This window comes from Pseudomonas sp. KK4 (assembly GCF_001984065.1).
Taxonomy (GTDB): domain Bacteria; phylum Pseudomonadota; class Gammaproteobacteria; order Pseudomonadales; family Pseudomonadaceae; genus Aquipseudomonas.
The window spans coordinates 74,680-94,495 of record NZ_LYVP01000007.1 but is presented as its reverse complement, the minus strand read 5'-3'; the positions used below and the strand labels follow the sequence as shown (position 1 = coordinate 94,495).

The 19,816-nt window shown below is 61.7% G+C and carries 17 protein-coding genes; 3 read left to right on the top strand and 14 right to left on the bottom strand.

What is annotated here, in order from left to right; genetic code table 11:
- Nucleotides 1-5: 5 nt before the first annotated feature.
- The 8 genes from malQ to B0W55_RS30725 form a co-directional block, all read right to left on the bottom strand.
- The gene (gene malQ, locus B0W55_RS04825; RefSeq protein ID WP_077044876.1) at nucleotides 6-2,084 is read right to left on the bottom strand and encodes a 4-alpha-glucanotransferase; all 2,079 of its coding nucleotides are present in this window, start codon (nucleotides 2,082-2,084) and stop codon (nucleotides 6-8) included.
- Nucleotides 2,081-3,868: a malto-oligosyltrehalose trehalohydrolase gene (gene treZ / locus B0W55_RS04820; RefSeq protein WP_077044905.1), complete on the bottom strand. Its 1,788-nt coding sequence runs from the start codon at nucleotides 3,866-3,868 to the stop codon at nucleotides 2,081-2,083. The genes malQ and treZ overlap by 4 nt, the downstream gene beginning before the upstream one ends.
- Nucleotides 3,869-3,883: 15 nt before the next feature.
- Nucleotides 3,884-5,470 carry a glycogen synthase GlgA gene (glgA, locus tag B0W55_RS04815; RefSeq protein WP_077044875.1) on the bottom strand — a complete coding sequence of 529 codons (1,587 nt, stop codon included), beginning with the start codon at nucleotides 5,468-5,470 and terminating at the stop codon, nucleotides 3,884-3,886.
- 597 nt (nucleotides 5,471-6,067) lie between these two features.
- A complete protein-coding gene (locus B0W55_RS04810) occupies nucleotides 6,068-7,021 on the bottom strand; it encodes a D-2-hydroxyacid dehydrogenase family protein (protein ID WP_077044874.1) in 954 nt (317 codons plus the stop codon).
- Between the two features lie 13 nt (nucleotides 7,022-7,034).
- Nucleotides 7,035-8,060 carry an alpha/beta fold hydrolase gene (locus tag B0W55_RS04805; protein WP_077044873.1) on the bottom strand — a complete coding sequence of 342 codons (1,026 nt, stop codon included), beginning with the start codon at nucleotides 8,058-8,060 and terminating at the stop codon, nucleotides 7,035-7,037.
- An 83-nt stretch (nucleotides 8,061-8,143) separates the two neighbouring features.
- Nucleotides 8,144-8,578 carry a YqaA family protein gene (locus tag B0W55_RS04800; RefSeq protein ID WP_077044904.1) on the bottom strand — a complete coding sequence of 145 codons (435 nt, stop codon included), beginning with the start codon at nucleotides 8,576-8,578 and terminating at the stop codon, nucleotides 8,144-8,146.
- Entirely contained in the window at nucleotides 8,578-9,024 is a 447-nt protein-coding gene (locus tag B0W55_RS04795; RefSeq protein ID WP_077044872.1) for a DUF411 domain-containing protein, read from the bottom strand. The genes B0W55_RS04800 and B0W55_RS04795 overlap by 1 nt, the downstream gene beginning before the upstream one ends.
- Nucleotides 9,025-9,370: 346 nt before the next feature.
- A complete protein-coding gene (locus B0W55_RS30725) occupies nucleotides 9,371-9,508 on the bottom strand; it encodes a hypothetical protein (protein ID WP_175645468.1) in 138 nt (45 codons plus the stop codon).
- A 171-nt stretch (nucleotides 9,509-9,679) separates the two neighbouring features.
- Between B0W55_RS30725 and B0W55_RS04790 the strand changes: the two genes are divergently transcribed.
- Nucleotides 9,680-9,868, top strand: coding sequence for a hypothetical protein (locus tag B0W55_RS04790; RefSeq protein ID WP_077044871.1), 189 nt, complete (start codon nucleotides 9,680-9,682; stop codon nucleotides 9,866-9,868).
- Nucleotides 9,869-10,012: 144 nt separating this feature from the next.
- On the opposite strand, the gene B0W55_RS04785 is transcribed toward B0W55_RS04790, so the two are convergent.
- Both B0W55_RS04785 and B0W55_RS04780 read right to left on the bottom strand, forming a co-directional pair.
- The gene (locus tag B0W55_RS04785; protein WP_077044870.1) at nucleotides 10,013-10,384 is read right to left on the bottom strand and encodes a fe2+ zn2+ uptake regulation protein; all 372 of its coding nucleotides are present in this window, start codon (nucleotides 10,382-10,384) and stop codon (nucleotides 10,013-10,015) included.
- A gap of 221 nt (nucleotides 10,385-10,605) precedes the next feature.
- Nucleotides 10,606-15,378: a dermonecrotic toxin domain-containing protein gene (locus B0W55_RS04780; RefSeq protein WP_077044869.1), complete on the bottom strand. Its 4,773-nt coding sequence runs from the start codon at nucleotides 15,376-15,378 to the stop codon at nucleotides 10,606-10,608.
- 206 nt (nucleotides 15,379-15,584) lie between these two features.
- On the opposite strand from B0W55_RS04780, the gene B0W55_RS04775 reads away from it, so the two are divergent.
- Entirely contained in the window at nucleotides 15,585-16,622 is a 1,038-nt protein-coding gene (locus B0W55_RS04775; RefSeq protein ID WP_077044868.1) for an Ldh family oxidoreductase, read from the top strand.
- 126 nt (nucleotides 16,623-16,748) lie between these two features.
- Here the strand turns inward: B0W55_RS04775 and B0W55_RS04770 are convergent, their stop codons facing one another.
- A complete protein-coding gene (locus tag B0W55_RS04770) occupies nucleotides 16,749-17,066 on the bottom strand; it encodes a YqjD family protein (RefSeq protein WP_077044867.1) in 318 nt (105 codons plus the stop codon).
- A 163-nt stretch (nucleotides 17,067-17,229) separates the two neighbouring features.
- Here B0W55_RS04770 and B0W55_RS04765 point away from each other — a divergent pair, with 163 nt between their 5' ends.
- Nucleotides 17,230-17,484, top strand: a complete 255-nt coding sequence (locus B0W55_RS04765) for a hypothetical protein (RefSeq protein ID WP_077044866.1) — start codon at nucleotides 17,230-17,232, stop codon at nucleotides 17,482-17,484.
- Nucleotides 17,485-17,497: 13 nt separating this feature from the next.
- Here B0W55_RS04765 and B0W55_RS04760 read toward each other — a convergent pair whose 3' ends face one another.
- From B0W55_RS04760 to B0W55_RS04750, 3 genes are all read right to left on the bottom strand, one after another.
- On the bottom strand, nucleotides 17,498-17,860 hold the full coding sequence (locus B0W55_RS04760; RefSeq protein WP_077044865.1) for a DUF5064 family protein: 363 nt from the start codon (nucleotides 17,858-17,860) through the stop codon (nucleotides 17,498-17,500).
- 67 nt (nucleotides 17,861-17,927) lie between these two features.
- Nucleotides 17,928-18,863, bottom strand: coding sequence for a LysR family transcriptional regulator (locus B0W55_RS04755; protein ID WP_077044864.1), 936 nt, complete (start codon nucleotides 18,861-18,863; stop codon nucleotides 17,928-17,930).
- Nucleotides 18,860-19,816 carry a LysR family transcriptional regulator gene (locus B0W55_RS04750; protein WP_077044863.1) on the bottom strand — a complete coding sequence of 319 codons (957 nt, stop codon included), beginning with the start codon at nucleotides 19,814-19,816 and terminating at the stop codon, nucleotides 18,860-18,862. The genes B0W55_RS04755 and B0W55_RS04750 overlap by 4 nt, the downstream gene beginning before the upstream one ends.

Sequence of the window (19,816 nt, the reverse complement as noted above, 5' to 3'; positions counted from 1 at the left end):
CGAACTCATGAATCACGCTCGGCCGCCTGGAGCCGCGCGCAGGCGAGCAGTTCCAGACGCCGTGCGGCATCCGGGTTGTCCAGCAGGCTTTCGCTGTAGCCGGGCAAGCGTCGCGACCAGTTGGGATGGGTGTCGATGGTGCCGGGCAGGTTGGCTTGCTGCTCGATACCCAAGGCATCTTCCAGTGGCAGCAAGACCAGCGGCGCGCGGGTATGGCCCAGGAAACGCACGCTGGCGTCGAGCACCTGGTCGGTTTCGTGGGACTCTTCGCGGAAGTTCTGCGGGTCCTGGCCCAGGGCTCGGCGCAGGCCTTCGCGCTCGCGTTCGCGATGGTGGCGCCAGTCGATTTCGGTGGTGGCATCGATCAGGCCCAGGCGCGCGTTCCAGTCGATGTCGCGGCCATGCCACCAGCCGTTGAGGGTCGGCAGGTCGTGGGTACTGGTGGTGGCCAGGGCGTTGTCCGGCCAGTCGAGGATCGGCTTGAAGTGGGTGTTGTCCTGCTCGAACAGCAGCACCCGCATGCCGAGCATCGATCGGGCGATCAGTTTTTCCCGCAGGCCCTCCGGCACGGTACCCAGGTCTTCACCGAGGACGATGGCCTTGTGGCGATGGGACTCGAGGGTCAGCAGGCGCAGCAGGTCGTCAACCGGGTAATAAAGGTAAGCGCCATCGGCGGGCGACGCGCCATTGGGAATTACCCATAACCGTTGCAGGCCCATGACGTGGTCGATGCGCAGACCGCCGGCGTGGGCGAAGTTGGCGCGCAGCATTTCAATGAAGGCACGAAAGCCGTTGCGCACCAGGCCTTCGGGGGAAAACGCGGAGATGCCCCAGCCCTGGCCGCTGCGGTTGAGAATGTCCGGCGGCGCGCCGACAGTGAGTGAGGCGAGCAATTCATCCTGACGGCTCCAGGCCTGACTGCCGCCGCCATCGGCGCCTACCGCCAGATCGGCGATCAGGCCAATGCGCATGCCACTGCTGCGGGCAGCGGCTTGCGCGCGTTCCAGGCACCGGTAGATCAGCCACTGGCAGAAGGCAAAAAAGCCGATGCGCCCGGCGTTCTCTTCGGCAAATTCGGCCAGCGCGGCGCTACGCGGGTCGCGCCATTGATCAGGCCATTGCCGCCAATCGAGGTGTTCGCCCTGAGCGGCGCGGGCCTCTTGAATGGCTTCGAAGCGGCAATGGTTTTCCAAGGCCTCACCGCCGGCATGGCGAAAGCTGCTGAAATCGGCGTGCAGCGGGTGTTCGCCCTGGACAAAACCTTCGTACAGCGCCTGCAACAATCGATGCTTGGCTTCGGAGGCGGTCGGCCAGTCGATCAGCGGCCGGTCTTGCAGCGCTTTGAGTTCGGCGTCAAGACCGGTGGCATCAATGGCGTCGCGCATCGCCCGCTCGCCAAGGATCGCGCCGGGTGCGCAATACAGGCTGTTGAGAAACAGACGGCTGGAGGGTGAATAGGGGCTGTAGCGGTGGGTATCACTGGCGAACATCGCGTGCAGCGGGCTGATCGCCAGCGCTTCGGCACCCCGTTCACCGGCCATGCGTGCCAGGTCTTCCAGGGCCAGGGTATCGCCGAAGCCGCCATCGCCTTCACGACGCAGGGCGTAGAGTTGAGCGCTCAAGCCCCAGACCCGCGGAATCGGGCTGCCGACGGCATCACCCACGCTGTAGCAACGTTCGGGCGCGACCGCCAGGGTGAAGGACTGGCCATCGATGCTGACATGCTGATAACCCACGGGAACCAACCCCGGCAGGATGGCCTCGGCGTCCAGCTTGAGGCTCAGGCGCGAGCCGTCCTCGAGGTGAATCTCGCAGGGGGTCAGCGGCTCGAAATAATGCGCCAGGTTGAGACCGACGCCGACATCGGCGGTGATCAGCGGCGGCAGGTGGCGGGTCTGTTGCACCTGCTGCAATTGCAGCAGGCTGGCATCGATTTCCTGGGCGCTGCCGGCCGGGTGGCCAAGCCCGGTCAGGACATTGCGCAAGACCGAGGGGGCGACCTTTTGCGGCCGACCGTTGGCGTCGATCCAGTCGACGGCCAGGCCGGCGCGGCTGGCCAGTATTTCCAGTTGCGCATCGCTCATTGACGCTCTCCATCCGGGGGTAGCAAAGGGGCTGCGGCCTTGAGGGTGACTAGCGCGCAATACGGGGCAAGCGTGCCCTGTTCCAACAGGCCGACCGATTGTGCAGGGTGCGCGAACAACACATGGGCATCGGCATGTGGGGTGTGGACCACCGGGCGGGCGCCGAGGTTCAGGTCAATGCGCAGCAGGCTGCCATCGCCCAGCAACCAGCGCGCCGACACCGCGCCTTCGCCCAGCACGTCGGCACCCAGGCTTTGGGCACCGGGCAGGCGCGGGATGATCTGAGCATGGCGGATCTGCAACAGTTGCCGATACAGGATCGCCGACGCGCCGTCGCTGAGGGCCGGTCGGGAGGCCTGGAAGGTGTCGGGGGCATTGGGGTCAGGAATCTGCTCGCGTTTGTGCGGGTCGGCAAAGGCACTGAACGCGGCGAACTCGTTGCGCCGGCCCTCGCGCACCAATTTCGCCAGTTCACCGTGGTGGCTGGTGAAGAACAGGAACGGTTGCTCGGCGGCGCATTCGTCGCCCATGAACATCAACGGGATCATCGGTGACAGCAGCAACAGCGCGGTGGCCGCTTTCAACGCATCGGCATGGGCCAACTGATGCAGGCGTTCGCCGAAAGCGCGGTTACCGATCTGGTCGTGGTTCTGCAGAAAAAGAACGAAGGCGCTGGGGGGCAGGTGGCCGCTGGGTTCGCCCCGTTGTTGGCCGTGGCGATTGACATGGCCCTGGAACACGAAACCCTGGGCCAGGCAGCGGGCCAGTTGTTCGGTGGGGTTTTGTGCGTAGTCTTCGTAGTAGGCGTCGGTTTCGCCGGTCAACAACACGTGCAGGGCGTTGTGGCCGTCGTCGTTCCACTGCGCGTCGTAGCCCTGCTCGAGCAGGCTGGCCTGGTTGTGTTCGTTTTCCAGCATCAGCCAGACATGGCGCGGCGGATCGATGTGCTGGCGCAGCCGTTGGGCCAGTTCCTGAAGAAAGTCCGGGCTTTCGATGGCGTGCACCGCGTCCAGGCGCAAGCCGTCGAAACGGTACTCCAGCAACCACATCAGGGCGTTGTCGATGAAAAAGTCCCGAACCTCGCGGCGGCGGAAATCGATGGCCGCGCCCCAAGGCGTGTGTTTGTCTTCGTTGAAAAATCCCTTGGCGTAGCGATGCAGGTAATTGCCGTCCGGGCCGAAGTGGTTGTAGACCACGTCGAGAATCACGGCCAGGCCATGACCGTGGGCGGTGTCGATCAGGTGTTTGAGTTGCTCGGGGGTGCCATAGGAAGACTGTGGCGCGTAGGGCAGTACCCCGTCGTAGCCCCAATTGCGCTCGCCGGGGAACTGCGCCACGGGCATCAGTTCGATGGCGGTGATGCCCAGTTCCACCAGGCGCGCCAGGTGCTGCTCCACAGCTGCAAAGCCACCGAGCGCACCGACGTGCAATTCGTAGATCACCGCTTCGTTCCACGGCCGACCCAGCCAGGTGCTGTGGTGCCAGCGGTACGCGTGGGGGTCGACCACCACGCTGTAACCGTGCACGTCGCCGGCCTGGGCGCGGGAGGCCGGATCAGGCACCTCCAGCTCGCCATCGATGCTGTAGCGGTAACGCGTACCCGCCGGGCAACGGGTGTTGATCACGAACCAGCCGTCTGCCTGGGGCAACAACGGCAAGGACTGTCCATTTTCCAGTTCGACACTGACGTAGAACGCATCTGGCGCCCACAACGCGAACTGCGTGTGTTGCGGGTCCAGCATGATTGCGCCGTGGGGCCAGGTCTCGAGGGTCCGTAACGGCATCTTCAATGAATCCTCCTACTGTTTGTGCGATTTCCCCAGTGCTTTAGCCACCAGTTGTTCATAGAGTTCGGCATAGGGTTCGACCGCCTGGCACCAGTTGAACGGCTGGGTCATGGCGCGGCAGCGCATGGCGTTGAGCAGCGCCGGGAAGGCGAACACCTTGAAGGCCCGGCTCAGGGCTTCCTGGTAACTCTCCACCGTGGATTCGTCGAACAGGAAACCGGTCACGCCGTTTTCGATGGTGTCGGCCAGGCCGCCGGTATTGCGCGCCACCGGCAATGAGCCGAAACGCTGGGCGTACATCTGACTCAGGCCGCAGGGTTCATAGCGCGACGGCATCAGCAGGAAGTCGCTGCCGGCGAACATGCGCCGGGCATCGGTTTCGTTGAAGCCGATGCGCACGCCGATTTGCCCGGGGAAGCGCAGGGCCAGTTCACGCATGGCCTGTTCTTCTTCCGGCTCGCCACGGCCGATGATCGCGATCTGCCCGCCGGATTTGACGATGTATTCGGAGACCGCTTCGGTCAGGTCCAGGCCTTTCTGATAGACCAGGCGCGAAACCACGGCGAACAGTGGGCCTTCGGAGTCTTCCAGGCCGAACAGCTTGCGCACGTGGTCGGCATTGACTGCCTTGCCCTCCCAGTCACCGATGGCGAAAGGGCGGAACAGGTGGGCGTCGGTGGCGGCGTCCCAGCTTTCATCGATGCCGTTGGGAATGCCGCTGAGCAGGCCTTGCTGGGTCTTGGCGGCGAGAAAACCGTCGAGGCCGCAGCCGAAGGCCGGGGTGGTGATTTCCTGGGCGTAGGTGGCGCTGACCGTGGTGATGTGGCTCGAATAAGCCATGCCGGCCTTGAGGAACGACATCTTGCCGTAGAACTCCATGCCTTCCTGTTGCAGGGCGTGGTGAGGGATGCCCAGTTCCGGGCAGGAGCCCAGGCTGGTCACGCCCTGGTACGCCAGGTTGTGGATGGTGAACAGGGTCGGGGTGCGCTGTCCGCGCCAGTGCATGTATGCCGGGGCCAGGCCTGCGGGCCAGTCATGGGCGTGCACCAGGTCCGGGCACCAGTGAATCTGCGCCAGGTTGGCGGCGATGTCGGCGGCGGCCAGGCCCAGGCGGGCGAAGCGAATATGGTTGTCCGGCCAGTCGCGGCCATTGTTGGCGCCGTAGGGCGAGCCTTCGCGCTCGTAGAGTTCCGGGCAGATAAGCACGTAGATCACCAGGCCGTCGGGCATGTCCATGCGTCCGATCTTGCAGGGTGGCAACGCGGCATGGCCACCCAGTTCGCCGATGATATGTATCGGATTTTCGCTGTGCAGCACTTGCGGGTAACCGGGGATCAGCACCCGCACGTCGTGCAGGTGGGTCATGGCCCGGGGCAGGGCGGCAGACACGTCGCCCAGGCCGCCGGTTTTCACCAGATCGGCGATTTCCGAGGTGACGAACAAGACTTTTTTCCGGTTTGGATTCTGGCTGGCCGCGGGGGCCAGCGTCTTGGTGCCGGGAACGCTGATCGACTGGGCAATGGGAGCATTCAAGACACTCGATTCGCCAACGTGCTGAAGCGCACGTTCTCCCTGAACATCTAAAGCCGCACTGATCATATGAATCTCCCGTCTCTTTGATCTAATTCTTGAATCTGGCAAGAAAAGTGTCTTTGGCCACGTCCTGTGGCCGGGCACAAAAGCGCCCCGCATCGGTGAGCAAACGCTGCCCATGCGCTCAAGCAAATGGGTAAAGGGGTCATTGCAAGGATTGCACCAGTCGCAACACACCTACCTTTCAGAGGACCGACCACTTGCAGCAAAAGTTTCGATTATTTTTCCTCTTTGTGACCGACCGGTTTCGCCTCGCGAAAGTGAGCCTAGACCAGAACTTAGAGCGGTACAGCGCGAATGGCAAAATTGTTCGACAATCGGTTTCACGGGGTACGGACGTGCCGGATTACGAGGCGATCGCACCGACGAAGGGCAGGTTTTTTTGCACAATGGGGTGAAATTGATGCAGTACTGTCACATTGGTGTGCGGGGGTGAACAGTTGATGCGCACCATTGCGGTGCATGGTTTTGGGGGTGTGTGGTTGTGAGGGCCTATTCGCGAGCAAGCCCGCTCCCACATGGGATGGTCGCCAGTCATGAAACCGTGGCAAATGAAGATCCAATGTGGGAGCGGGCTTGCTCGCGAAAAACGATAACGCGATATCAGTTCAGCAACCGGATTGGCGTCCCTGCAGCCCAAGCCTGAATGTCCTCGATCATCTGCGAGAAAAACAGTTGGTAGTTCTGCTGGCTGACGTATCCGACGTGGGGCGTGGCGAGCACATTTTCCAGCGTGCGCAACGGATGACCGGCCGGCAATGGCTCCACTTCGAACACATCCAGCGCGGCGCCTCCCAGGCGACGCTTCTGCAACGCCTTGATCAGCGCCGCTTCGTCGACAATCGGCCCGCGGGCGGTGTTGACCAGTAGCGCCGTGGGTTTCATCCAGCCCAATGCCTCGGCATCCACCAGGCCGCGGGAGCGGTCGCTGAGCACCAGGTGCACCGACAGAATATCGGCCTGTTCGAACAGTTCCTGTTTGCTGACGTAGGTCACGCCGGCTTGCTCGGCACGTTCGGCGGTGAGGTTTTCGCTCCAGGCGATCACCCGCATGCCGAACACCTGGCCGAACTGCGCGACGCGCTGGCCGATGCTGCCCAGGCCGAGGATCGCCAGGGTCTTGCCGTGCAGGTCGCCGCCCAGGCCCTGCTGCCACTGACCGGCGCGCAAGGCATTGGCTTCATTCACCAAGTTGCGGGTGGCGGCCATGATCAGCGCCCAGCTCAGTTCCGGGGCGGCGTGTTTATAGCTGTCGCTGCCGCACACCTGGATGCCCAGTGCCTTGGCGGCCTGCAGGTCGAGGGCAAAGTTGCGCATGCCGCCAGTCACCAGCAGCTTGAGTTTCGGCAGGCGCCCCAGCAGGTCTGCGTCGAAACGGGTGCGTTCGCGCATCACGCAGATCACCTCGAACTCAGCCAGGCGTTTTGCCAGCGCGTCGTTGTCGGCCGGGTAATCGTGGATGAAACTCACCTGACCGATCGGCTCGAGCACCGACCAGTCAACCACACCACGGGCCACGTCCTGCCAATCGTCAATCACTGCAATCTGCACCGCCATCTGCCTTACCTCTTCAACGCACGGGATTGGTTTTGTTCAGCCAGTCAAGCAACGCCTTGTGGAACTGCGCCGGTTCTTCCATCTGCGGCGCGTGGCCCATGCCGGGAAATTCCACCAGGGTCGATTGCGCAATGAGTTTTGCCACCTGTTTGCCCAGTACATCGTAATGACCGAGTTTGGCCTTGACCTCAGGCGAGGCGATATCACTGCCGATGGCCGTGGTATCGGAGGTACCGATCAGCAACAGGGTGGGCATCTTCAGGTTCTGGAATTCGTAGTACACCGGTTGGGTGAAGATCATGTCGTAGATCAACGCCGAATTCCACGCGACTTGCGTATGCCCCGGACCTTTGTTAAGGCCGGCGAGCATGTCGACCCAGCGATCGAACTCCGGCTTCCAGCGGCCGCCATAGTAGGTGTTGCGTTCGTAGGTGCGGATGCCGTCGGCGCTGAGCTTGAGTTCGCGTTGATACCATTGATCGACGGTGCGATAGGGCACGCCGAGCGCTTTCCAGTCTTCCAGGCCGATGGGGTTGACCAGCGCCAGTTGCTCGACCTGCTCGGGGTACTGCAAGGCATAGCGGGTGGCGAGCATGCCGCCGGTGGAATGGCCGAGGAGGGTGGCTTTCTGGATGCCCAGAGCCTTGAGCAGTTGCTGGGTGTTGCTCGCCAGTTGCTGGAAGCTGTACTGGTAATGATCGGGCTTGCTGGAGGTGCAGAAGCCAATCTGGTCCGGGGCGATCACCCGGTAGCCTGCGTCGCTCAAGGCTTTGATCGAGGTTTCCCAGGTCGCGCCGCAGAAATTCTTGCCGTGCATCAGCACCACGCTGCGGCCGTTGGCCTTGCCGTGGGCGGCGACGTCCATGTAGCCCATCTGCAGGGATTTGCCCTGGGACTCGAAGGCGAAGTGTTTGACGGTGTAGGGGTATTCAAAGCCTTGCAGCTCGGGGCCATATTCAGGGCCGTCGGCGTGGGCGATAGCCGGTAATGCGGCGGTCAGCAGCAGGCCAGGCAACCAGCGGGCGAGGGTAAAGGGCATGGGTGAACTCCGGTGAAAATCCGCCGATGCTGGATCGGCATGATTAGGGCGACATTAAACAGGCAATCGCCCCGGCGCTTGGTTCAACCCATCCAGCCCAGGGTGGCCAGGGCCACCACGCCATAACGGGCACCCTTGGCGAGGGTCACGATCAGCAGGAAGCGCCCCAGGGGTTCGCGCATCACCCCGGCGACCAGTGTCAGCGGGTCACCGATCACTGGCAGCCAACTGAGCAACAGCGACCAGTGGCCGTAACGCTGATAGTGGACTCGGGCTTTTTCCAGGTGTCGGGCGCTGACTGGAAACCAGCGACGGTGGCGGAAGCGTTCGAGGGCGCGGCCGAGCCACCAGTTGACCACTGAGCCGAGGACGTTGCCCAGGGTAGCCACGGCCAGCAGCAACCAGAGCCAGTACCTGTCGCTGAGCAGCAGGCCCACCAGTACGGCTTCCGATTGCAGAGGCAGCAGGGTCGCGGCGCCGAAGGCCGCGAGGAACAAACCGAGGCAGGCGCTGAAGATCAATGGGCGGGGTAGTCCGCTACGACCAGATCGGTGCCGTCCTTTTTCAGGCCGATCACTTGATAGGCATCGCTCATGCCGTCCATTTCCATGCCCGGCGAACCCATGGGCATGCCAGGGGCCGCCACGCCGAGCAGGTCATCGCGTTTGCTCAGGGCCAGCACCTGATCGGCCGGCACATGGCCTTCGACGAATTTGCCGTTGATCAGGCCGGTGTGGCACGACGCCAGGCGCGGCGGGACACCGTGCTGCTGCTTGAATTCGCTCATGTTGGCTTCGACGTGGTCTTCGACCTTGAAGCCGTTGGCCTGCAGATGGCTGATCCATTTCTTGCAGCAACCGCAATTGGCGTCGCGATGGACTTCGATGGGGATCAGTTCGGCGGCCTGGGCCAGGGAGGAGATGAACAGGGCGCTCAGGGCAGCCAGACGCAGAGAGGTTCGCATGGGGGAATGGTCTCGGGTGGCGGGCGAAAAAAACGCATTCTGACGGGTTTTGGCGGTGGTTAGGTATGGGAGTGTTTCAAAGTGATACAGAAATATTCACGAGTCCAGTGCGCTTTTGTGGCCGGTCATTTCATCTGAGGTGAGGGGATTTGTTTGTGGTGCGGGGATTTTTCTGGGGTGAGGGGATTTATCTGTGGTGAGGGGATTTATCCCCGATGGGTCGCGAAGCGACCCCCTTGGTTCTGCAGGCGTGTAATGTCAGGCATAACGAGCATTGCAGTTTTTGGGGCCGCTTCGCAGCCCAGCGGGGATAAATCCCCTCACCACGAGTTACCCAAGTACAGGGTCAGCGGTGGTAATACCCCGGCCCGCCCCGGTTGTCGTAATGGTGATCATGGTGCCAGCCGCCGTGGGGGAAAACGATGCAGCCGCTCAGAGAGAGCAGGGCCAGCAGGGGAATCAGCAGTGTGATTCGACGCAACATTTGAAAATCCTCATGGTTATCGCCGTGATAAAGCTAAAAATCCTCATCGGCTGTAACATGAGACCCCGTTCGCCGTGCCTCATTCCCGGAAAATGGTAGGGGCTTGGCATGCGATCGGATACAAAGCGGATACATTATTCAAGCTTCAGGCTTACATTCAGGAAATACCCAATGACCCAGTCGCAACGTTTGAAATATTCGATCCTGATCTCCCTGGTGGTGCTGGCGATCATGTTCGGCCTGTCCTATTTGCAGAACACTGGCGTCATCAGTGAGAAGTTGTTTCAGTACATCGCCATTGGCGTGGCGGTGGTGGTAGTGGTGGTCAATGGGGTGATGCGGCGCAAGGTGAAGCACTGAGCCCAGTCCATTTGGCTCTACACATTACCCTGTAGGAGCCGAGCTTGCTCGCGATGGTCGTCAACGATGACGCTGGCTATCTGAATGCCTGCGTCGCTTGGACGTTTATCGCGAGCAAGCTCGCTCCCACAGGGCCGTGGTCGATCAGTGATTGCGCAGCATAGCGGCGGCACGGGGGTCGAGGCTGTAGCTTTTATCGGCGTTGAGCACGATCACGCCTTCGCTGCACAAACGTTTCAACACTTCACGCACGCTCAGGAAGGACAGGGGGATGCCCAGTTCCAGCAACTGCGTGTGCAACCCGCGTACACCCATGCTGCGCTCGCCTTCGGCAGCGGTGAGCAGGACGTCAATGACTTTGAGACGAATCAGACTGGTTCGCAGGCCAAAGTTCTTGAGCAGCAGGCGAATGCGCTCGTTACCGTGGCGCTCGGTACGCGGCTCGAAAACACCGACTTCAACGGAAGTCCCCTTGGGTGAGTTGCTGCCGTCCGTTGGCAGTTGCGAGTTGTACATGGCAAAACTCCTTTACAGAGCCTGATCAGGAAAATGGGTGCTCTTTTATAACGAGACGTATGAGCGACCCAAATCATGAAGACATGAATGTAGAAATTTCGTCGTCATGGCGTGAAACACTGCGCAATGGTGTTCCAGGCCCCTGATTTTTTCAGCTTTTCGGGGCGCGTTGCGCGATGACGTCGATGACACCATCGTATTCGGCTCGGGCCCCGGCACCGTCACACCGCCGGATCCAATTGTCGTCCCATCTGGCAGATCAGGTGCGCGATGGAGTCGGCGTTGCGCAGGATGGTGGCGATGCGCACATCCGGGTCCACCCGGTTCCTGAAGGCGGATCGGGCCTCATCCATGGTCTTGCAGCCGGTAATTTTCAGGATTTGTCTGCCCACATGCTTGGCCCCTGAGACCTCGTCCAGATCGATCCACGCACTCAATTCATTGCTCCAGCGGGCGAACAGTTGTTCGCGCGGCGTCTCCATCGACAGGGCCTGGCGCTGGAAAGTCTCCTGGATGCGCTTCATCTCGGCGCCCAGGCTGGTGATTGGCGCGATCAGGTCGCTGAACGGCCGGCGGGCTTCCAGATAAGACATATCGATGGCACTGGAAAACAGGTGAGAGAATTCATGGATCAGCACGGCGGCCTGGGCGTGGCCGTCGATATCGAAAGGCTGGGTGAGGAAGGCCTCGTAGATGTCCAGATCGGGATTGAAGAAGGCGTCGGTAAAATGCACTTGCCTGCGCTCATCGTCATCGATCACGAATGCCGTGGTGTTATCGCCCGCGTGGCGCATCGAACCGACGACGAAACGCTCGGAGTTCAACAGCTCTTCGTTGGGGTCCACCAACGCCTTGCACAGCGGAACGATGGTTTTGGCGATTTTATCCAGCAGGCTGATGTCGACCTTGGGCACGTCGAAGAACGTCTTGAGGAAACCTTCAAGACGCGTTCCTTTTTCAAGGCGTCGCGCCTGGGCCAGATTGTGCAGGCAATTGAAGGCGTAGTAGCGCGCCATGTCGATGGCCTGGATGATCATGCGGGCCTTGTCCGGGTAATTGAAACGGATGCTCATCATGCCCTGGGCTTCGATGTTGAAAGACCGGCGGACGTCTCGGTCCGCCGCATACTCGTTGAGCATCTTCGACAGGGCCTTGCCGTGGTGCACCGTGTGCCGGTCCGGGTTGAGTATCCACTGGCCGCCGGGGGTTTTCGCAAGTGCCGGCCCGCTGCGTTCGGCATGACTGAGGAGCAGCGCGGCACCCGGTTTGGCGACGCCGTAGACTTTGCCGGCGACAGCGGCATAACGCTGCTTGCTGACGGTATCGGTGTAGGTGCCTTCAGCGGTGTCCCTGGTCAAGTCCTTCAAGGCCACGGTCGACGCCTCGAAGGGCTGTAACCGGGTGCGTAGGGCCGCGGTCGGTTTGGTGCGCGACCATTGGGGGGGCAGCAGCGGTGTTTTGACGGGTGGGGCTGCGGGTGTCGGGACGTCGTCGATCACTTCGTCCAGCGACAGGTCGCCCAGTGTCACCATCTGCGCGGCACCGTCGATGAAACGCTTGATGGCCCGGGACCAATGGTGATCCTGCAAGGCTTCGGCGGAGTCCTGGAAGTCTTCGTAGGCTTGCCACACAAACCGGATGTGACCGAGCTTGCCGGGTAACTGGCCGGAAATTCGCTTGATGGCGCTGCTGAACAATTGCCTGGCAGCGTCCCAGTCCGACTGCCCCGTGGCCTCGGACTGACTGCCAAGCAACTTGCTCAGCAGGCGGGTGTTGTCATTGAACCATTGCGTGAGCAGATGACCGTCCAGGGGCGTTGACGCAAGGGTGATTTCGCTCGACTCGCCGACGCTGGCCTTGAACAGATTCTGGAACGGCACCTGCTGGCTTTGCGGCAGGCGTCGCACGACCAAGTCCTCCAGGGGACCGGGTGTATTGATCGCCGCGACGAGGTCCGCTTCGCTGGCGAACTCGGTGAATAGCGAGCCCGGTGAATACGGCGCGTACAACAAGTGCGGGCCTGTTTTACTCGCGCCAGAACGGATCAGGTACAGACCTTCTGCTTGCACCGCTTTGGCGCCGGTGGTCTTGATCAGTTCCAAGGGGCAGACGATAGCGACGGCGCCGGCCACCACCGAGCGGGCCATGGCGTCCGGCATGTCCAGCACCTGAGCAATCAGGTCGAAGGCTCTGGAAGACAGATGACGTTGCAGTTTCAGGGCATGGGCGTGCTGCAGCAATTGCCAGGGGACTTGCCGAACGAAGCGCAGTTTGCGTTGGGCGGCATCGGCGCCGGACAGGGCTTGCGTGATGTGCTTTGCATAGTCGTGCTCGATGTTCAGCGACAGCAACAGTTGAGTGACGCCAGCTTGATCCAGGCCTTCAGGGAGTCTTTGCGGGGCGGTGGCGCTGACCCGAAAACCCGTGCCTTGGGCGATGTTGACATGGTTAAGGGCAAATCGGGTCAGGGTTTGTGCCGGTCCGGCCAGCGCCAGATTGGGTGTGATCTCTATCAAGTCGGGATCGACGGTGGTTTTCGGGAAGCGCGCACCAAGCAAGGTCTTGAGTGTTTGCCGCACGTACTCTTCCAGGGTCTGTATCCCGTGCAGGTAATCCTTGTCGTCGGTGACGTTGTGGCGATACTGCTCCAGCAGTTCGATGTGCAGTTTCTGTTCTTCGACCGGCGCCAGTCCCAGCCAGGCGGGCATCGACTGCTGCTGGCTGATGGCCTGGGCGATACGCGTGGCGCGGGCCAGGTGGGTGTCGATGCCGGCTTGAGCCAGCGCCTGGAGTGCCTGGGCCTGCTTGACCTTGTCGAGTTTGAGCGATCGCACCTGCTCGCAGCGCGCCAGAAAAAGATCGATGGCCGATTGCGCCAGGTGTTGTAGAACGTTGCCCTGGATCAGTCGCAGGGAGTTGAGCGAGTAGCGGCGATGGAACATGTGCTGGGTGGGGGTGAGGTTCTCCAGAAGCACCAGGCGCTTTTCAGGATTGAGCAGGCGCAGGTTCAGTTGTCGATGCACGTGGGCGACGTTGTGGAAGACTTCCAGCCCCGCGCCAGGGGTCCACAGGATCGCACGTCCGGAGTGTGCCGCGTCGAGTCCGCCACGCTCGGTCACCAGGACGCAGTTGGCCAGGCGCATCACATCTTTTTCGCCGGCACATTCGAGGACGAGCGAGAACGCATCCGGGTAAAAGCCTCGGATGGCGGGGCGGCTTTTGCGGTTGGCGTGGTCCGGATTGAAAACCGTGTCGACGATCAACCAATCGGCGTTGCGCAGCGATCCGCTCAGTTCCCGAAGGCTGGCATCACCACGCAAGGCAACGGAAATCGCCTGGGCCAGTCTTGGTTTCATCGGTTCCAGGTATTGTCTCTGCAGTGCCTGCGAGGCCAAGGGTTGCGCGCGCAATTGAGCGAGGATGGGCAGCTCCACGGCGTGAAAGGTTTTCACGAACCCCGCGGCCGTATCCCGCAATACCAGGGAGGGTTGTTCGCCTGAGGCCACTGGCCGGGTGCTCCAGCGGCCCTGTGCGTCGATGGTCAGTAGCTGCTCGCCGATCATGGCGCGTATGTCCAGGGCCTTGTCGAAATACGCCTGGATATTCACCGCGCCGTCGCTGTTTCGGAACACCTGGAAGGCAAATTCGAGGTTTTGCAGTTGTTTGCCAATGATCGCTTCCAGAAGCGCGGTGAATGCAGAGCCGTTGATCACCGCGCCAGACACTTGAGGTTGTTCGAAACCGATGAAACGGCTGCGTTCCTCCAGGCTCATCAGGTCATAGAGTTCATCGTCGTGGCCGGCCACCGTGGACTTCCTGCGCAGCGTGGCTTTGAGGTCTGCATAGTCCTGGAGCACTTGCAGGCCCTTGGCGGGGGTGTACAGAAAAGCGTTGGCCCTGTCCTGACTGATCATCAGCGAGCCCGCCAGCTCGACGAAGTTGGGCGGGTATTCCCACAGGCGTACGCTTTCGACCGTCAGCGCAGAGGCGGTGGCTTCGATCAAAGGGCGCAGGGCGCGGCTTTGTTCAAGTGTGATGATGTTGCCTTCGCGCTTGAGCAACAGATCGGCCCGGGCTTTTTCAAGCAGGCAGCTGGCAAAGAATGCCCTGCGTGGGGCGCCGTCGACGCTGGCCTGGTTCCAGAAGTCCTGCAGCCGGCTGGAGAGTTGGGCGATCAGGCCATCGGCGGCACGTTGGATCGCAGTTTCGCAGCGTAGCTGATCACCGGTCCGTGCCGGCCGTTGCGGATGAGTGAACTCAACCGTCTGCCCAACTGGCCAGCGCTGGTGACGGTAGTACCGCAGCAGCGCATCGCCCAGTGACATCGACTGGGTGAGGCGCCGTGATGTCGCATTCGAAGCTGCGGTATAGAAACAGACCTCGGTCCGGCGCTGATCCAGTCCCGGGAATTCAGCCTTGAGCAGGCTGCCGAGCAGGGCATCGAGCATCGCATCGAGTGTCGGCAGCTTGTGCAACTCGTCCAGCATCGCCTGATTGTTGCTGTGCTGGTTAAGTTCGATAACGGCGCGCTGGTCTTCGAAGACATCGCCGTCTATGGCCTGGAACGTGACCTTGATGTCGCTGGCCGCCGCCAGGGCCTGGCGCGCCGACAATGACAGGAAGGCCAGCAAGTCATGGTCTTCGTCCGCATTGTCCAACTGGGTCTTGAGGTGTGTGGACAGGGCACTGCGATTGGCGAACTTCCTGATACCGGCGTAGGGGGTGTAGAGAATCTCGCCCTTGTCACTGGGCGTTGCGCCAAGCACGAAGCAGCCGGCCAGGGGCTGGGACAGGCTGGCGATGCTGACCATGATGTGCTCGGCGAGCATGGGGGGTGTCTGTTTGTTGCGCTGGTCGTGGCTGGCCAGTTTCAAGTGGCTGAGCCATTCAAAATCCTTGCGGGTGAGTCCGTGGGTCTTGCCCAGTTCGGTCCACAGGCCGGGGGCGTTCAGGGCTTGGGGGAAAAACAGGGGAGCGTGGGGCGTAGCGGTCATGATCGGTCTCTTGGATGGCGCCAGTGGATAGGGCGTCGAGACTAAAAGCGGGCTCCTTGATGCAGGCGGTAGATAGATAACGCACGGTCGACCGGTGTTGGTGCGAACAGGCGCGATCGAAGGGTTGACAGGCCCCCTGCGGCGCGTGGTTAATCGGCGCTCTATGTACGCTGTTGCCCCCTCCAATAATTAGTCTGGAGCTTCAGATGTCTGCGCCACACGATTGTGCTGTTGTCTTGCAAAACCTGTCACTCAGCGAGCTGACGGCCTTGCTTGAGAAGATATTCCTGCGCCATGGCACCTCAACCGACGTTGCCCGGGTACTGGCGCAAAACTGCGCCGGCGCCGAGCGTGACGGCGCGCACAGCCATGGGGTGTTTCGGATTCCCGGCTATGTGTCGACGTTGCAGAGCGGTTGGGTCAATGGCAAGGCCGTGCCGGTGGTCGAGGACGTGGCGTCAGGGTTTGTCCGGGTGGATGCCGGCAACGGATTTGCGCAACCGGCCCTGGCGGCGGCCCGCGATCTGTTGGTGCAGAAGGCCCGCAGCGCCGGCATCGCAGTGCTGGCGATCCGCAACTCACATCATTTCGCCGCGCTGTGGCCGGATGTCGAGCCCTTCGCCTATGAAGGCCTGGTGGCCTTGAGCGTGGTCAACAGCATGACCTGTGTCGTGCCCCACGGCGCCGACCGGCCGTTGTTCGGCACCAACCCCATAGCCTTTGCCGCGCCCCGTGCCGACGGCGACCCGATCGTTTTCGACCTGGCCACCAGCGCCATTGCCCATGGCGACGTGCAGATTGCCGCGCGCAACGGTGAGCGGTTGCCGCCAGGCATGGGTGTGGACGGTCTTGGTCAGCCGACCCAGGACCCCAAAGCCATACTGGAAGGCGGTGCGCTGCTGCCATTCGGCGGGCACAAGGGTTCGGCGCTGTCGATGATGGTGGAATTGTTGGCCGCGGCGTTGACCGGGGGTAATTTCTCTTTCGAGTTCGACTGGAAGAACCATCCGGGTGCCAAAACACCGTGGACCGGGCAGTTGCTGATCGTTATCGACCCGAGCAAGGCTGCCGGACAAAGCTTTGCCGAGCGCAGCCAGGAACTGGTTCGGCAGATGCATGGGGTAGGGCTCAAGCGATTGCCGGGGGATCGTCGGCATCATCAGCGGGCCAAGTCGCAGGACCAGGGCATTGCGCTGGATGAACAGACATTGGCGAATCTGCGGGCGTTGGCGGGCGAGAATTAAACGCGGTCAACGTGGGAGCGGGCTTGCTAGCGAAGAGGGTGTCACATTCAACATCATCGTTGACTGGCATGACGTCTCCGCGAGCAAGCCCGCTCCCACAGGGGATTGCATTTACAGGCTCAGCGTTTAACGACGCCCGAGCAGCAATCCCACCACCAGGCCAAACCCGGCCGAGATGGCCACGGTCTGCCACGGATGACCGCCAATGTAGGTCTCGGTGGCTTCCACCGCCGGCAGTGTGCGGTCGCGCACGCTGGTCACTGAGTCCCGGGCCTGCTGCAGTTTCTGGGCGATTTGCCCACGCAGGGTCTCCGCTTCTTCACCCACGAGGGAGGCGCTGCTCTTGAGCAGTTTTTCCGACTCCTCGATCAAGGCTTGTAGTTCGCTGAAGGCCTGATCCTTGATTTGATCTTCGGCGGCTTGCATGGCGGTTTTGCGGGCCATTGAAGTACTCCTTGCAGGTAATGACAGTGAACAATGGAGTGTGCGGCGATTGAAAAAGTTGCAGCGATTTTTCGCTGCGGGCGGGGTCCGGGAAAAAATCCCGAGTCGGACGATTCTTCCCACAGTGTAAGATGTCGGCTATTTACGCAGCAGGAACATTCCCATGAGCTTCAATCTGGCCGACAAATCCCTTGCCGAGCGCGCAGCGCTTGAAGACGAAAAATCCCGACTGTTCGAACTCTGGCAAAACAACCTGGGCAAAGCCAAGGGCGAAGCCGCACGGTTGTTCGGCGAGCGGGCCAAACGCAAGGGCAAGTGGGCCGAGTGGGTCCGGGCCGAACTGGACGGCATGTCACCGCCCGAGTTCTCCAACATGGTGCGCAGTGAAGTCAATCGCCTGATGGCGGCCAACAAGTAATCACCCGGCGCCGCTATTGCAGGTGCTCGGGCTTGACCGGGTCCCCGGGCTTGAGGTCGAGCTGTGCCTTGACGTCTTCGAACATGGCATCGTACTGCTTGTGCTCGGAGCCCAGGCTGCTCACAGCCTTGGGAATGCCGTGCTTCTCCAGAATCTTGGTGATGTTGCTGGCGAAGTTGTAGGCCTTGTCCCTGGGCAGGAAAAACGCTTCGCTCATGTCCTTGCCTTCGATCGTGCCGTGCACCGTGAACTGCATGCCGGGGCCTTCACTGGGGTCCTGACTGACTTCATAGTCGATGCTCAGGTTGTAGCTGAAATCTTCCTTGTTCAGCGCGTATCGCTCGATGTGCAGGTGACCGGGTTTGAACGCAGCCATTGTGATTTCTCCCTTGAAAAACGCTCTTGAAGCAAGTCAGACCCCGGGCCTGCCCCTGATGTTCGATTCAACGATAGCTGATGTCGGGGGTTGCAGGGTTCATTGAGGCAAAACCGCCCAGGATTGCTTCACGGACCTTTGCCACCACTGGATCGAGCTGCGCGCTGGTGCGCCAGCCCAGCTCGATCGGATAGCGCGGCAACGCCAGCGGGCAGGGCAGCAGGGCCAGGCCACAGAGCGCGGCGATGCTGGCGGCCGCATGATCAGGAATGGTCGCTACGGCCTGACTGCCTTTGAGCAGGTGCGGCAATGCCGCAAAATGCGTGGTCGACGCGCAGACCCGCCGGCTCAAGCCCAGAGCCGCCAACCCTTCATCGGTGATGCCGATAAAGCCCCCGGACGACACCAGGATGTGCTCCCGGGCGACAAACTGGTCAAGGCTGATGCTGTGCTGCCCCTCGGCCAGACTCTGCGGGTCGACCAGGCACGCATAACCCCCTTCGCCCAATACCTGCCGGCTCAGCAGCCGCTCGGTAAAGCCGCCGGCGGTAATCGCCAGGTCGATGCTGCGTTCCATCAGGGCTTCACCGACGATCTGGCTGTGGGTCTGGCGGAAGATCAGGCGCAGTTGGGGAGCCGCCCGGGCCACTCGCTCGATCAACTGCCTGCCATAGGCAATCTCGAAATCATCCGACATGCCCAGGGTTACCGAGCGACCGGTGTAATCGCCGGTGTCGGGGTCGACCATGGCCAGGCTCTGCCGGCATTTGTTCAGCGCATCACTGATCACGGGTTTGAGCTGATTGGCCTTGAGCGTTGGCCCCAGGCCACGGCCGGTGCGCACGAACAACTGATCGCCATAGACCTGGCGCAGGCGGCGCAACGCTGCACTGACCGCCGACTGCGTCACACCCAGGCGCAGCGCGGCACGGCTGGCACTGGACTCTTCATGCAGGGCCTCGAAGACTTTGAGCAGGTTGAGATCGATGTCGGCGATATTCATGGCGTTGGTGTATTGGGCAGTAAGGGGTTTTGTTTGCTGACGGCTGGCGCCAGCGTGCGGGGTGCGTGCACGGCCATCAGTTCGATGATCCAGTCGATGAACACCCGAAGGTGCCTGCGCACATACCGGTTGGGCGGATAGGCGACGTAGAGCGGCATCGGGTCGATCCGCCAGTCGGTGAACAGCCGTATCAGTGCACCGCTGGCGGCGTGTGGTTTGGCCATGTACTCGGGCAACCACAGCGCCCCGAGTCCTCGCAGCCCTGCGGTCAGGTAGGCGTTTCCGTCATCGATCGCCAGTACGTAGCGCCCGCCGATCCGTACTGTCTCGCTGCCCTTGTTCATCGTATACGGCAGCCCGTTTGCCCAGCGGTAGTGGACGACGCGATGGCCCGGATCGAGCAGCTCATCGGGGTGCGCGGGCGTGCCTGCCTGGGTGAGATAGGACGGCGCCGCGTACACGCCCAGTTGCAGGTCACCGACGTGCCGCGCCACCAGCGAACCATCCTTGACGTCACCACCACGTACCACGCAATCGACGTTCTCACCGATCAGGTCGACGGTGCGGTCGCTCACGCCGAGTTCGAGCTGGATATCGGGATAGCGGGCGTAAAACGCGGGCAGCGCTGGAACCAGGATGATGTTGGCGAACGGGCTGGGCACGTCCACGCGCAAGAGGCCACGGGGCGCTGTGGAGACCCCGGGCAAGTTACTTTCGATGTCGTCGAGTTCCGCCAGCAGTCGTACCACGCGCTCGTAATAGGCCGCGCCATCGGTCGTGACATTCACTCTGCGCGTGGTGCGGTTGAGCAGTTTGATGCGCAGGTGCGCTTCCAGCTGTTGAACCAACTGAGTGACCGTGGTCCGGCTCATGTCCAGATTTTCTGCTGCCTTGGTAAAGCTGCCGGCCTCGACTACCCGGACAAACGCCCGCATTGCGTCAAACCTGTCCAC